Annotated in this window: 15 protein-coding genes; 9 read left to right on the forward strand and 6 right to left on the reverse strand. The window is 63.3% G+C overall.

Translation table 11 applies throughout. From position 1 onward, the window contains the following. Positions 1-50: 50 nt before the first annotated feature. The 7 genes from KEC16_RS09405 (at position 51) to rpmG (ending at position 7,270) form a co-directional block, all read left to right on the forward strand. Complete coding sequence (locus tag KEC16_RS09405; RefSeq protein ID WP_211548185.1) at positions 51-437, forward strand: Crp/Fnr family transcriptional regulator; 387 nt, start codon at positions 51-53, stop codon at positions 435-437. A gap of 80 nt (positions 438-517) precedes the next feature. After that, on the forward strand, positions 518-1,024 hold the full coding sequence (locus KEC16_RS09410) for an HPP family protein (protein WP_249209024.1): 507 nt from the start codon (positions 518-520) through the stop codon (positions 1,022-1,024). Between the two features lie 24 nt (positions 1,025-1,048). Continuing rightward, complete coding sequence (locus KEC16_RS09415) at positions 1,049-2,014, forward strand: AEC family transporter (protein WP_249209026.1); 966 nt, start codon at positions 1,049-1,051, stop codon at positions 2,012-2,014. A 26-nt stretch (positions 2,015-2,040) separates the two neighbouring features. Next, a complete protein-coding gene (rnr, locus tag KEC16_RS09420) occupies positions 2,041-4,257 on the forward strand; it encodes a ribonuclease R (RefSeq protein WP_211548189.1) in 2,217 nt (738 codons plus the stop codon). A gap of 76 nt (positions 4,258-4,333) precedes the next feature. Beyond that, complete coding sequence (locus KEC16_RS09425) at positions 4,334-5,947, forward strand: S41 family peptidase (RefSeq protein WP_211548191.1); 1,614 nt, start codon at positions 4,334-4,336, stop codon at positions 5,945-5,947. Continuing rightward, complete coding sequence (locus KEC16_RS09430) at positions 5,944-7,005, forward strand: GGDEF domain-containing protein (RefSeq protein ID WP_211548193.1); 1,062 nt, start codon at positions 5,944-5,946, stop codon at positions 7,003-7,005. Before KEC16_RS09425 ends, KEC16_RS09430 begins: the two co-directional genes overlap by 4 nt. 97 nt (positions 7,006-7,102) lie before the next feature. Then, positions 7,103-7,270, forward strand: coding sequence for a 50S ribosomal protein L33 (gene rpmG, locus KEC16_RS09435; protein ID WP_211548195.1), 168 nt, complete (start codon positions 7,103-7,105; stop codon positions 7,268-7,270). Between the two features lie 169 nt (positions 7,271-7,439). Here the strand turns inward: rpmG and KEC16_RS09440 are convergent, their stop codons facing one another. Both KEC16_RS09440 and KEC16_RS09445 read right to left on the reverse strand, forming a co-directional pair. After that, the gene (locus tag KEC16_RS09440; RefSeq protein ID WP_211548197.1) at positions 7,440-7,805 is read right to left on the reverse strand and encodes a response regulator; all 366 of its coding nucleotides are present in this window, start codon (positions 7,803-7,805) and stop codon (positions 7,440-7,442) included. A 141-nt stretch (positions 7,806-7,946) separates the two neighbouring features. Beyond that, positions 7,947-8,318, reverse strand: coding sequence for a DUF423 domain-containing protein (locus tag KEC16_RS09445; protein WP_211548200.1), 372 nt, complete (start codon positions 8,316-8,318; stop codon positions 7,947-7,949). Positions 8,319-8,382: 64 nt separating this feature from the next. Between KEC16_RS09445 and KEC16_RS09450 the strand changes: the two genes are divergently transcribed. Next, positions 8,383-8,988 carry a FecR family protein gene (locus tag KEC16_RS09450; RefSeq protein ID WP_211548202.1) on the forward strand — a complete coding sequence of 202 codons (606 nt, stop codon included), beginning with the start codon at positions 8,383-8,385 and terminating at the stop codon, positions 8,986-8,988. A gap of 223 nt (positions 8,989-9,211) precedes the next feature. On the opposite strand, the gene KEC16_RS09455 is transcribed toward KEC16_RS09450, so the two are convergent. Together KEC16_RS09455 and purU are read right to left on the reverse strand one after the other, a co-directional pair. After that, positions 9,212-9,772 carry a hypothetical protein gene (locus tag KEC16_RS09455; protein WP_211548204.1) on the reverse strand — a complete coding sequence of 187 codons (561 nt, stop codon included), beginning with the start codon at positions 9,770-9,772 and terminating at the stop codon, positions 9,212-9,214. 22 nt (positions 9,773-9,794) lie between these two features. Next, a complete protein-coding gene (gene purU, locus KEC16_RS09460; protein ID WP_211548206.1) occupies positions 9,795-10,655 on the reverse strand; it encodes a formyltetrahydrofolate deformylase in 861 nt (286 codons plus the stop codon). Between the two features lie 143 nt (positions 10,656-10,798). Here purU and KEC16_RS09465 point away from each other — a divergent pair, with 143 nt between their 5' ends. Continuing rightward, positions 10,799-11,149: a hypothetical protein gene (locus tag KEC16_RS09465; protein WP_211548208.1), complete on the forward strand. Its 351-nt coding sequence runs from the start codon at positions 10,799-10,801 to the stop codon at positions 11,147-11,149. A gap of 61 nt (positions 11,150-11,210) precedes the next feature. Here KEC16_RS09465 and KEC16_RS09470 read toward each other — a convergent pair whose 3' ends face one another. Further along, a complete protein-coding gene (locus tag KEC16_RS09470; RefSeq protein WP_249209027.1) occupies positions 11,211-11,708 on the reverse strand; it encodes a hemerythrin domain-containing protein in 498 nt (165 codons plus the stop codon). A 17-nt stretch (positions 11,709-11,725) separates the two neighbouring features. Continuing rightward, on the reverse strand, positions 11,726-12,982 hold the full coding sequence (locus KEC16_RS09475) for a hypothetical protein (protein WP_249209029.1): 1,257 nt from the start codon (positions 12,980-12,982) through the stop codon (positions 11,726-11,728).

Raw genomic sequence — 12,982 nt, forward strand, 5'->3', positions numbered from 1 at the left:
GCCATGGCGGTTTATTCTTTGATTTACCGAGGATTGTCTGGGGAACAGCAATGAGCGTGCCGGAGCGCAGAACCTTCGCCAAGGGCGCCGTCATCTTCAAGGAAGGTGAGAACGGCCGCGAAGCTTACATGCTGCAAAAAGGCAAGGTCCGCATCTTCAAGACGGTGGCCGGCCGCCGCATCACCATCGGCGTCGTCCAGCCCGGCCAAGTGTTCGGCGAACTGGCCTTGCTGGATAACGGCAGCCGCATGGGCGCCGCCGTGGCCGAAGAAGACATCACCTGCCTGACCATGTCCAAGGCCAGCATCGACCACATGATGAACGAAGCCCCCAACGGCTTGGCCACCTTGGTGCTGTCGCTGCTGGGCACCGTGCGGGCCATGGGCGACGACCTGGCCCAGGCGCGGGCCGAACTGGAAGAACACCGCCGGACCTAAAGGATATAAACTTCGGCGTCGTTGCTTTGCCCGCCCAATATTGTGTATCTGAAATGCACAATATTTTCGGGGAGCCGCATTTGCGCCGTTTCTTCCGCCGACACCAACCCGCCCCCTGCCGCCTCACTCCGTGGAAAGCGGCCTTGGGCGGGGTGGCGACCATCGCGCTTTGCGCCCTGCTGGCTCAGTGGGCGGGCAATGCCATGCTGATCGCGCCGCTGGCAGCCACCGCCGTGCTGGTCTTCGCCGCCCATGACAGCCCGATGGCGCAGCCGGCCAATGTCATCGGCGGCCATCTGCTTTCGACGGCGACGGCCCTGGTGGTGGCGGAATTCCTGCCGCCGACCTGGTGGGCCATGGCTTTGGCCGTCGGTCTGTCCATCGCCCTGATGTCGGCCACCCGCCTGACCCATCCGCCGGCCGGAGCCGATGCCCTGGCGGTCACCGCCTTGCATCCCGGCTGGTCCTATTTGCTGTTTCCCATCCTGACCGGGGCGGTCCTGGTGGTCGCCGCCGCCATCGTGCTGCACCGTCTGGTGCCGCCACGCCGAGCCTATCCGCTGCCGATCGAAGAAAGCGGCGGCTGACGGTTTTTCCCAGCTTGCACCGGATTGGCCGTTCATGCCTTCATTTCGGCCATGCTGACCATCCTGACCGCCATCATTCCCAATTTCTTGTTGATCATGCTCGGCTGGGGCATGCGCAGCCGTCACTGGCTCGACATTTCGTTTTGGGGACAAGCCGAGCGGCTGACCTATTACCTGCTGCTGCCGGCCTTGCTGATCACCAATCTGGCCGAAGCCCGGCTTGACGGCTTGCCGGTGGCGGCCATCGCCGCCGCCCAAGGCTTGGCCATCCTTGCCGTCCTTGGCCTGATCGCCCTGCCGTTGCGGCGGTTCTGGCCGCGCCTGGCCACCGACGGCCCGGCCTTTACCTCGCTCATCCAGGGCTCGGTGCGGCCCAACACCTATATCGCCTTCGCCGTCGCCGCCGCCCTGTGGGGGCCGTCGGGGGTAACCGTCGCCGCCGTTTCCGCCGCCTTGGTGGTGCCGCTGGTCAATCTGCTCTGTGTCACCGCCCTGATCCAATGGGGCCAAGGCGACGGCCGGCGCGGATTCGGCCCGACGCTGGCCGCCATCGTCAAGAACCCGCTGATCCTGGCCTGTCTGCTGGGCGCGGCCTTGAACCTCAGCGGTATCGGCTTGCCGCCGATGATCGGACCGATGTTGAAGATCATGGCCCAAGCGTCACTGGCCCTGGGGCTGCTTTGCGTTGGCGCCGGGCTGGATCTGGGGGCAATTCGCGGGGCCGGCATGGTGGTCGCCACCACCTTGACCATCAAGCTGCTGGCTTTGCCGTCGGCGGTGGCCGGCTTGGGCTGGCTGTTTGGCCTGCGCGGGGTGCAATTGGCCGCCGCCATCGTCTATGCCGCCGTACCGGTGGCCACCAACGCCTATGTGCTGGCCCGCCAGTTGGGCGGCGATTACCGGCTGGCGGCGGCGATCATCACCGCCTCGACCCTGGCGGCAGCGGCAACCCTGCCGGTGGCGGCGATCGTGATCGCTCGCTTGCCCTGAACCGGCGGCGGGGGTACCGTCTGCTCATGACTCAGCCCAAACGCCCCAAGATCAAACCCATCCCCTCGAAACAACAGGTGTTGGACTTCATCCGCTCGCAGCCCGGCCATGTGGGCAAGCGCGAACTGGCCCGCGCCTTTAATCTGCACGGCGCCGACAAGATCATGCTCAAGGCCATCCTCAAGGAGCTGGAAAGCGAAGGCAACGTGCAGCGCGGCGCCAAAAAGCGCTTCGCGCAACCCGGCGCCCTGCCCGATGTCTCGGTGGTGGAAATCACCGGCGCCGACACCGATGGCGAATTGCTGGCCCGATTGGTGGCCTGGGACCAAGACGGCCGGCCGCCCCGCGTTTATATGGCGCCGTGGCGCAAGGGCGAGCTGACGGTGGGCGTCGGCGACAAGGTGCTGGCCAAGCTGCGCCGCATCCGCAACGATGCCTACGAAGCCAAGCCCATCCGCATCGTCGGCGATGCCCGCGCCCGCGTCCTGGGGGTCTTGGAAATCATGCCCGACGGTTCGGGCCGCATTCACCCGACGTCGCGCAAGGAACGCTCTGATTACATCGTTCCCAAAGGCGAAACCGCCGAGGCCTTATCGGGCGAACTGGTGCTGGGCGATCTGCTGCCCGGCCGCCTGTACGGCCTGCGTCAGGTCACCATCAAGGAACGTCTGGGCCGCATGGGCGCGCCCAAATCGGTATCGTTGGTGGCCATTCACGCCAATGACATTCCGTTCGAATTCCCCGCCGACGCGCTGACCCAGGCCAAGCAGGCCGGCGCCGCCGCCTTGGACCACCGCGTCGATTTGCGCGACGTGCCCCTGGTCACCATCGACGGCGAGGACGCCCGTGACTTCGACGACGCGGTGTGGGCCGAACCCGACAACGATCCCAACAATGCCGGCGGCTGGCATTGCATGGTCGCCATCGCCGACGTGTCGTGGTACGTCCGTCCCGGCGACGCCCTGGACAAGGAAGCGTTCAAGCGCGGCAATTCGGTCTATTTCCCCGACCGTGTCGTTCCCATGCTGCCCGAGGAATTGTCCAACGGCTGGTGTTCCTTGCGCCCGAACGAAGATCGCGGCTGTCTGGTCGCCCGTTTCTGGCTGGACAAGGACGGCAACAAGCTGCGTCACAAATTCCTGCGCGCCATGATGCGTTCGGCTGCCCGGCTGACCTATGCCCAGGTGCAAAAGGCCCGCGACGGCCAACCCGAGGCCTTGACCGCCCCCTTGACCGAAACGGTGATCGCCCCGCTTTACCAGGCATGGACCGCCCTGCAAGACGCGCGCAAGCGTCGGGGCGTGCTGGAACTGGACCTGCCCGAGCGTAAGGTCGATATCGCCGAGGACGGCCGCGTGCTGGGCATCAAGGTGCGGGAACGCTTCGACAGCCACCGGTTGATCGAGGATTTCATGATCCAGGCCAATGTCTGCGCCGCCGAGGAGCTGGAACACCTGCACAAGCCGTGCATGTACCGCATCCACGATCAACCCAGCTTGGAAAAGCTGGACGGATTGCGGGAATTCCTGCGTTCCCTGGATCTGTCGTTGCCCAAGGGCCAGGCCTTGCGCCCGGCCCAGCTCAACCAGATCCTGGAAAAAGTCAAAGGCAGCGCCCACGAGGTGCTGGTCAACGAAGTGATGCTGCGCTCGCAGGCGCAAGCCGTCTATTCACCGGAAAATATCGGCCATTTCGGCCTGGGATTGGCCCGTTACGCTCATTTCACCTCGCCCATCCGCCGGTATGCCGATTTGCTGGTGCACCGCGCCCTGGTGTCGGGGCTCAAGCTCGGTGATGGCGGCCTGCCGCCTGATTGTCTGCCGCAATTCCCCGAATGGGGCGAACATATCTCGATCACCGAACGCCGGGCGGCGGTGGCCGAACGCGAGGCGGTGGATCGCTACGTCACCGCCTTCCTGGCCGACCGGGTCGGCGCCAGCTTCGCCGCCAAGGTTTCGGGCGTCACCCGCTTCGGCCTGTTCGTCACCCTCAGCGATACCGGCGCCGACGGCATCATCCCCATCGGCACCCTGCCCGAGGATTATTACGTCCATGACGAAGTCCACCATTGTCTGGTCGGCAAGCGCACACGCAAGACCTTCCAGCTTGGCCAGATGCTTCAGGTGGTGCTGCACGAAGCCAATGCGCTGACCGGGTCCATGGTCTTTCAACTGGAAGGCTCCGCCCCCAGGACCGGGGCGCCGCCGCGCCGACCGCCGCCGCGCCACAAGGGACGTCATTAGCGGGCCATTAGAAAATTGTGTACGGCAAGGGCATCCGGTCGCATATTAGGGATGTTTTCTACGGGAGGCCCCCTGGGTGCGCGATAACCGAGTCGTCGGCTGGATCGTCACGGCATCGCTGCTGATGGTGGGGGCGACTGCGCCTGTCATCCCCGGAATCGGCGGCCATGGCGCCCCTTATGATACCGTCGAGGCGGAACGGACCTTCGAATTCGGCTATCGCGCCATATTGGACCGCACGCTCGACGCCACCACCGCTGGAACCACCGCCTTAGAGGGGCTGCGGGGTCTGAGCAATATTGATCCCAATATCGCCCTGACCCAGTTGGACGGCAAATTGCTGCTTAATTCCGCCAGCAATCTGGTGGCGGAATACCCGCTGCCCGATGAAACCGATGTGCGCGGCTGGGCGCGGTTGACGGTCACCGTCGCCCTGGATGCCCGCGGCCTGTCGGAAAGCCTGCGCGATGCCGACCCCGAACGCATCTACGAAGCGGTTTTCGACGCCACCCTGGCCCGTCTGGATCTGTTTTCGCGTTATTCCGGCGCCCGCGAAGCGCGCGAATTACGGGCCAACCGTAACGGCTTCGGCGGCATCGGCATTCGCTTCGAACTGGCCGACGGCGATATTCGCATCACCGAGGTCATGACCGATTCGCCGGCCGGCAAGGCTGAATTGCAGGTGGGCGACCTGTTGACCCATGTGGATGGCCAGCCCATTTCCGGCCTGTCGCGGGACGAATTGTCGCGCCGGCTGCGCGGACCGGTGGACAGCCGCATCAGCATCGGAATCCGCCGCGGCTATAAGCCGATGGATCTGGCGCTGCGGCGCGATCTGATCGTCCCGGAAACGGTGACCTCGTCCTTTCAAGACGGCATCGCCACCTTCCGCCTGAGCGGTTTCAACAAATCCACCGCCGACACCTTGCGCCGCGACCTTTTGAGCCTGCGCCAAACCCATGGCGAGGCGCTGAGCGGCATCATCTTGGACATGCGCGGCAATCCCGGCGGCTTTCTTGATCAAGCGGTCGACGTCGCCGATTTGTTCATCAGCGACGGCCCGATCATCGCCACCCGGGGCCGCCATCCCTTGTCCAATCAATCCTATGACGCCCGGCCCGGCGATATCGGCGAGGATCTGGCCGTTGCCGTGCTGATGGACGGCAAAGCCGCCTCGGCCGCTGAAATCGTCGCGGCGGCGTTGCAGGATTCCGGCCACGCGGTGGTCATCGGCACCACCTCTTACGGCAAGGGCACGGTGCAAAGCCTGATCGAATTGCCCAATCAGGGCGAGTTGCACCTGACCTGGTCGCGGTTCCACGCCCCCACCGGCTATCCCCTGCATGGATTGGGGGTTCTGCCCAATATCTGTACCGCCGGCAACGCCACCGACGCCACGGGCTTGGTCCATGCCGCCGCCACCCCGGTCAGCGGGGCGACGGTGGCGGCGCAACTGGCGCAATGGCGCCACAGCCAAATCGAAGACACCGTCCTGCGCGGCCACCTGCGCAGCCTGTGCCAACCGGAAGCCCACGGCGAAAACGACAAGGACATGACGGTGGCCCGTCTCTTGATTTCCGATCCGGTGCTGTTTGGCTCGGCTTTGGCCATCTCGGCCCCCACAGGCCCATCCGCAGCCCAAATCCCCCCCACCGAACGCCCAGCCGCCACAGGAGCACGAGGAAATTGATCCGGCCATCATTGGCGACGCATTCGCACGCTTTGCGGATCGACCTGGAAAGCGTCATGGAATCGGTGGTGCGCATCACCGAACAACGCACCCGCGAAAATCTCGAGCAATGTCTGGTCACCACCTTGCTGGAACTGACCAACCTTCACCGCGTCGCCATCTTGCACCCCTTGATGCGCGGCGACGGATTGCATGTGGAATTCCTTGCCGCCGCCGAACAGGGCAAGGGGCTGCTGCCCGAGCGTGAAAGCGCGCTTTTGGAACAAGACCATCTGGTCGCCGAATCCTGGGCCCTGGCCGAAGAAACCCGGCAAGCCGGCGCCGACGGGCTGGTCCGCATGTGCCTGCCCATCGCAAGCCAACGCGATGAAATATCGGCCTTCCTGTGTATCGACACCAGCACCGACCCCGCCCCGGTCCTGGGACTAGTGCGCGGCTTCGCCGCCATCTACCGCAACTTCCTCGGCATCTTGCGCGAAGCCGAGCGCGACACCCTGACCGGCCTTAAGAACCGCAAGACCTTCGACGAGAAAATCGGCCGGATCATCGCCCATTCCCATACCTTGGCTCAATTGGTTCCCCAGGAACGCCGCCAGCACGAAGCCGGCGAGCAGCACTGGCTGGGCATGCTCGATATCGATCATTTCAAGCGGGTCAACGACACGTTCGGCCACGTCTTCGGTGACGAGGTGCTGTTGCTGTTCGCGGCAATGATGCGCAAAATCTTTCGTTCCGACGATCTGTTGTTTCGTTTCGGCGGCGAGGAATTCGTCGTCGTCCTGGCCCCGACCACCGCCGATCACGCCCGCCAAGCGTTCGAACGTTTCCGAGCCATGGTCGAAGCCTTCGCCTTTCCCCAGGTCGGCCAGGTCACCGTCAGCATCGGCTTTGTCGCCGTCAAGCCGGGCGATATCGCCTCGGCGGTGATCGGCCAAGCCGATGAGGCCCTGTATTGGGCCAAGCGCAATGGCCGCAACCAGATCCATATGTACGAGGATCTGTTGCGCGACGGCCATCTGACCGCCCATACCGAAGAAGGGGCGATCGAACTGTTTTAAGCCGATTCGACAAGAAGCCCTTGACACCCCGGCCAGGATCAGTATCTTTCGCCGCCTACAGTTTCGCATAAGCACTAACGATTTCGGGATTTTCGCCATGGCCAAGCCTGCCACCATCCTCATCAAGCTGGTTAGCTCCGCCGGTACCGGCTTTTTCTACGTGGCGAAGAAAAACCCGCGTAAGACCACGGAAAAGCTCAAGTTCCGCAAGTACGATCCCGTCGTGCGCAAGCACGTCGAGTTCAACGAATCGAAGATCAAGTAAGATTCGTCTGACTGGACTTTCCTAAAAGGCAAAGCGCCCGCCTGACGCATCAGGCGGGCGCTTTCCTGTTGTGTCGTGCCCAGCGCTTTTGGCCGAACCAACACCGGCAAACAAAAATGGCCGGAACCTTGCGGCCCGGCCATTGGCTTAACGCCATGCGAGTGGCGCCCTATTCCAGAAACTTGCCGATGGTCGCGAGAAAATTGACGACCGAAATGGGCTTGGCGATATAGCCTTCGCAGCCGCCCTCTCGGATTTTCTCTTCATCCCCCTTCATGGCGAAGGCCGTCACCGCGATGACCGGGATAGCCTTAAGCTCGTCATCGATTTTCAGCATGCGGGTGATTTCCAGTCCCGAGACTTCCGGCAACTGAATATCCATGAGAATCAGATCCGGCCGATGCCGCCGCGCAAGATCCATGGCCTCGCGGCCATCCTTGGTCTGCAAGGTCGCATAGCCGTTGGCCTGCAACAGATCGTTGAAAAGCTTCATATTGAGATCGTTGTCTTCAACGATCAGGACGGTTTTCGCCATTGCACCCTCAGCCAAGATGGCCCCACGTCACCCCTGGCGGTTACTTGCGCCATCGCGAGCACCCTCAGGAATATCCCCTGAATTCGGTGTTCATAATCCCTAATTAGCGGGGGGGAGTCAAACACAGGACGCCGCCCCGGATCACTTCCGCACCCCCGACACCGTCAATACCAGCCATGCGGCCATCAGCGTCATGCCGCCGGCCGGCGTGACCATGGGAACGGCCAGCGGCGCGCCGGTCAACGCCTTCAAATACAGTGAACCGCAGAACAGCACGATGCCGAGCACGAACAACAGCGCCGCCATATGCGCCAGCATGTCGGTGCCACGACGCCCATCATTGGCCAGACGATCAGCCGCCAACAGAGCCAGGGCATGAAACAATTGGTACTGCGACGCCCGTTCCACCAGGGCCTGGGCCGCGTCGTCTCCGGCTAGGCCATGGGTGCCGTAAGCCCCCATCCCCACCGCCACCAAGCCGCTCAAACCGGCTATGACAATCCACGGACGCATGCACACGCTCCTTGACAGGGAAGTGATCCTACGGGCCAATCTATACCCTTCACGGAGAAACACCATGCGTCTTGCCGCCCTTTTTACGACAGTGTTGTCGCTGCTGCTGGCACTCCCCGCCTGGGCCAGGGATGTCGCCATCATCACCCGCCTTCAAGGCGCGGCCTCGGCCGGGGGCGCGGCCCTGCACCAGGGCAGTCAGATCCGTTCGGGAACGCAAGTGATCACCGGCCCCGCCGCACGAGTCGAATTGCGTTTTATCGATGACACCCAGGTGGTGATCGGGGAAATGGCCCAATTCGCCGTCGCCAGCTTTGTTTATAACGCCGACAACCAACAGGGCGAGGCTTTGTTCCGCGTCGATAAAGGCGCCTTTTTGGTTACCACCGGTGCGGTGGGCAAGCTTCCCGGTCACCCCTTAAGCGTGGCGACTCCGGTCGCCAGCATCGGCGTACGCGGCACCAAATTCTGGGGCGGCAGCCAAGACCATCCGCTGGATGTTCTGTTGCTGGAGGGGGCGGTCAGCGTAACCTCGAAGGCGGGCAGCGTCGCCCTGACCCAGCCCCATGACGGTACCGACGTCACCACCGCCGAGACAATGCCGTCGCCGGTTGGCCAATGGAAGCAGGAACGAATCGACAAAGCCCTGACCGCCGTCGCCTTCGACTAAACCGTGACGCCCCAAATGTGCATCACGGTCGAGCCTTCATCATTTTCCCTCGCCGGGCGCATGCCTCCGCATGCTTGGCCGCGCCCGCAAGGGGCGGTGGAGCGTCGGGCGTCGGAGGAAAGGCGCGCCGCTAAAATTGTCGCGCCATGACGCACGTCCGCGCCAAGATGGCGATGGCCGGGCTTTCGCGCTGTCCTTTCAGACCCTTTTGGCGGCCTAAACGCTAATCCACCATCAGCCGGCGACCATAGAGATCGGACGGCCCCCCCAGCTTGATCGCCTGATCCACCGTCGCCGTGGCGGCGATGGTGCTTTTCAGCGGTTCCGGCGGCGGCAGGCTGACCGCCGGCGGCAGGGCTTTGACACTTTCGCTTTGCGGCCGCGGCCGCGGCGGCGGCGGGATCACGTCAACCTTGGCCGGCGCCGCGATCGCCTTCGCCGGCTCGACCCTGGCGATCTTCACCGATGGTGGGATTTGCGGCAAAGCCTCTGCCGGCGCGACATCGGCCGCCGGTGCCACCGGCTGAACTTCGGTCACGGCCGGCGGCGGCGCCGCCGCTTTTTCCATCGCCTCCGCGGCGCGTTCCTTGGCACGGGCGGCGTCAGCGGCCTGACGTTCCTCGCGCTGGATGTCTTCCATGGTCCGGGCCGGGCCCAGGCCATTGAGCACAAACGTCCCCAGCACTCCCAGCAGATCGGGCTCGGAATCGGAAGCGGCCGCCGGACCGGCCAGCAGGGCCAGCGGGGCAGCAATCAGCAAGGTGCGATGGATGCGATTCAACATGGGTTTAAATTACCAGAGACTATTATTTAAAAACCACCGTTTTCGAACCGTTCAACAACACGCGATGCTCCACGTGCCAGCGCACGGCGCGGGCCAGCACCAAATTCTCGATATCCCGGCCCATGGCCACCAGATCCTCGGGGGTATGGGTGTGATCGACACGCTCGACCGATTGTTCGATGATCGGACCTTCGTCCAGATCGGGGGTGACGTAATGGGCGGTGGCGCCGATGATCTTGACGCCACGCGAATGGGCCTGGTGATAGGGCTTGGCCCCCTTGAAGCTGGGCAGGAACGAGTGATGAATGTTGATGGCGCGGCCTTGCAGCGACAGGCACAGATCGGTGGACAGGATCTGCATATAGCGGGCCAGCACCACCAGATCGGCGCCGCTGCGGTCGATGACGTCCAGCACCCGCCCCTCTTGGGCCGCCTTGTCGTGCTTGTCCACCGACAGATAATGATAGGGGATGCCGTGCCATTCGACGATGGACCGCATGTCCGGGTGGTTGGAGATCACCGCCGGAATGTCGATGTTCAACTGGCCGGTATGGAAACGGTGCAGCAGGTCGACCAGGCAATGGCCGAACTTGGACACCATGATGACCACGCGCGGCTTGCGGGCCAAGTCGTGCAAAGTCCAGATCATCTGGAAGCGATCGGCAATGGCGGAAAACAGCTTATCGAATTCCGGCGTCGGCGGGGTCAGCGCCCCGCCGGCAAAGACGATCCGCATGAAGAAGCGCCGCGACAAGGCGTCGCCATACTGGGCGGCCTCGGTGATGAAGCAATCATGCTGGGTCAAAAAACCCGACACGGCGGCGACGATGCCGACGGTATCGGGACAAGTGATGGTCAGCACATAGGCTTGGCGCTCGGACATACCCAGGAAATCTCCATCGAAAACGTGCCGGCTGTGATAGCGCAAAGCTTCCCGCCGCGCCAAGGTAATGAAACACCGGCTTGCCTTTTTTTGCCGAATCGCCCATGGTCCGCCGAAACGCCCCAGCGCAAGGATCTTCCGCCATGATCACCGTCTATTACAAGTCCGGCAACGCTCAATGGAAGTATGAGCTGGAGCAAAGCGAATACGAATACATCATCAAGAACGTGCTGGAAGATCAGCCTGATCTTCAGGAAATGTTCGATGATTCCCTGGAGATCCTGCGTGACGTCTCGGCCATGGACGAAGACGAAATGGAAGAGGACGACCAGATCGACCAGACCATCGCCATCGCCTATCTCTGGCATTACTTCAACGTCATTGCCGAAGGCGATGACCGCATCCAGGGTGATCTGGTCTTGGTCGAAGACGAAGACGGCACCGGCGTCACCATCCTGCCGGCCGCCGCCCTTGAAGAAGAAGACGAAGAATAATTCCATCATCCCCCGCCGATCGCGACCGATCGGCGGGGGATGAGGAGATCAGGTCAAATTTCTATTTGACGGTTTGGCGATAGACCGCCGCCAAGGTGGCGTCCTCGCCTTCGTCCAGCAAAGCGGAAATGGCGGCCAACAGGCCCATTTCCTCTTTCTGGATATGAAAGATTTCCCGCTCGACCAATTCGCCGCCCGAATCGCGGAAATCGCGCCAGCTTTGTTCGTCAAAACCCGCTGTCGCCGCCTGAACCGCCAGTTCCGCCACTCGCAACGCCAGCGGCAGGATCGAGCGATGCTCGTGCGTCAACATCATGACGATGCCGGTTTCCCCCTTGGCGACGAAGGCCGGAAACAAATGTCCCTCCTCGAAGGCGAAATGGCTTTCCACTTCCGCCTTCAAGGTGGTGGACAAACCGATCAGGCTGGCCCGCAAGCCATCATCAAGGGCCGGCGGCTGGCGGTGACGCCCCAACAATTCCTCCAGCCCTTGCAGGGTCTCGATGGTGGTCATGTGGTCCTGGTGCAGCAGGGAACCGGTCTGCGACTGCAACAGCATGTTTTTTTCCTTTGAGTCTAAGAGCTTCGGTCATGGGCGCGATAGCGGCCCACCATGAGGATGGCGAAAGCAAGAAACGACAACGCCCCCAGCAGCCCGGACAAGGCCCCCAGGCGGGCAAGCAGCGGCAGATCGAAGACAATGGCCACGGCCAGCAGCAGAACCGCCGCGCCATGGGCGACAGCATGGACGGTCAGCACCGGCTGCGCCGTCAAGCGCGACAGCAAGACCGGCTTGCCGCCATTGGCGCCTGAATGCATGGAGGCCAGAAACGGCATGATCCGCTGCAAGATGCCGGTGGCGAACGACAACAACCAGCCGAAGACCATCAACAGCCCCCATAACGGCGCCAGGGGGTCAATGGGGCCACCCAGGGCCAAGGCCAACGCCGCCAGCAGCGATAGCGGCAACATGACCCAGCCGGCCTTGAGCAAGCGAAAGAACGGCTCCAGCCTTTTGCGCATGCGCCCGGCCAGAACCCGGCGTTGCGCCAATCCGTAAAGAGCCACCGCCGCCAGCCCCAGGACCACCCCCGCGGCGGCGCCCCAGCCCCCCCCGTTCCAGCAGCCCAGCCCGGCAATCAGCAGCGCCGCCGATGAAACGGCGGCCAGACGCTTGCCCTCGGCGTCAGGCACCGCCTTGGACAGCACGAACATCGGCACCAGTACCGAGGAAAAGCCGAAGACCAACATGCCCATGAAACCATAGCCGGCGATCACCGCATGGGTGGCGATCACCGCCGGGCGATCGGACAAAAAACCCAACGAGACGTCCAGCACCAAGGCCAGGGCCAGCGCCATCAAGCCCAGCAAGGCGGCCAAGGCGATCCACAGCGCCCAGCTCACCGCCGGCAGGTCGGAAACCTGCAACAGGTTGCGCCCGACCAGGATGGCGAAAATCAGCAACCCGGCCATGGTCAAGGCGGCCCCGCCCTGTAGCGCCCATTCCTGCCCACCCGCCAATCCCAGGGACAGCACCGCCACTCCGGGGACAAACAGCCACCAGCTCAGCACGCAGGCCCAAGCCGGCCCCAATTGTCGGCGCGTGGCCACCGGCAGCATCTGATAGGCGGCGCCCATGGCGGTCATCGCCAGGACACCCAAGGTGATCAGATGCAACCCCGCCACCACCGGCCCCAACCCGCCCTGATGACCAGGAATGTCGGCCGCCGCCCACAGCAGCACGGCCCAGCCGGCAACGTGGTAAAGGATGGCGGCGGCAAAAAAGCGAAAGGGCACCGATGGCGGCAGCAACCGATCCTTGGCGCCCATCAT

It is taken from the genome of Magnetospirillum sulfuroxidans (genome assembly GCF_018224925.1).
GTDB lineage: Bacteria > Pseudomonadota > Alphaproteobacteria > Rhodospirillales > Magnetospirillaceae > Magnetospirillum > Magnetospirillum sulfuroxidans.

What these genes read in the sequence shown, in the direction of transcription:
- purU (WP_211548206.1), bottom strand. Translation starts at nt 10,655, where the DNA reads ATGTCCGAGCGCCAAGCCTATGTGCTGACCATCACTTGTCCCGATACC.
- KEC16_RS09475 (WP_249209029.1), bottom strand. Translation starts at nt 12,982, where the DNA reads ATGATGGGCGCCAAGGATCGGTTGCTGCCGCCATCGGTGCCCTTTCGC.
- KEC16_RS09440 (WP_211548197.1), bottom strand. Translation starts at nt 7,805, where the DNA reads ATGGCGAAAACCGTCCTGATCGTTGAAGACAACGATCTCAATATGAAG.
- KEC16_RS09455 (WP_211548204.1), bottom strand. Translation starts at nt 9,772, where the DNA reads ATGTTGAATCGCATCCATCGCACCTTGCTGATTGCTGCCCCGCTGGCC.
- KEC16_RS09445 (WP_211548200.1), bottom strand. Translation starts at nt 8,318, where the DNA reads ATGCGTCCGTGGATTGTCATAGCCGGTTTGAGCGGCTTGGTGGCGGTG.
- rpmG (WP_211548195.1), top strand. Translation starts at nt 7,103, where the DNA reads ATGGCCAAGCCTGCCACCATCCTCATCAAGCTGGTTAGCTCCGCCGGT.
- rnr (WP_211548189.1), top strand. Translation starts at nt 2,041, where the DNA reads ATGACTCAGCCCAAACGCCCCAAGATCAAACCCATCCCCTCGAAACAA.
- KEC16_RS09465 (WP_211548208.1), top strand. Translation starts at nt 10,799, where the DNA reads ATGATCACCGTCTATTACAAGTCCGGCAACGCTCAATGGAAGTATGAG.
- KEC16_RS09470 (WP_249209027.1), bottom strand. Translation starts at nt 11,708, where the DNA reads ATGCTGTTGCAGTCGCAGACCGGTTCCCTGCTGCACCAGGACCACATG.
- KEC16_RS09450 (WP_211548202.1), top strand. Translation starts at nt 8,383, where the DNA reads ATGCGTCTTGCCGCCCTTTTTACGACAGTGTTGTCGCTGCTGCTGGCA.
- KEC16_RS09405 (WP_211548185.1), top strand. Translation starts at nt 51, where the DNA reads ATGAGCGTGCCGGAGCGCAGAACCTTCGCCAAGGGCGCCGTCATCTTC.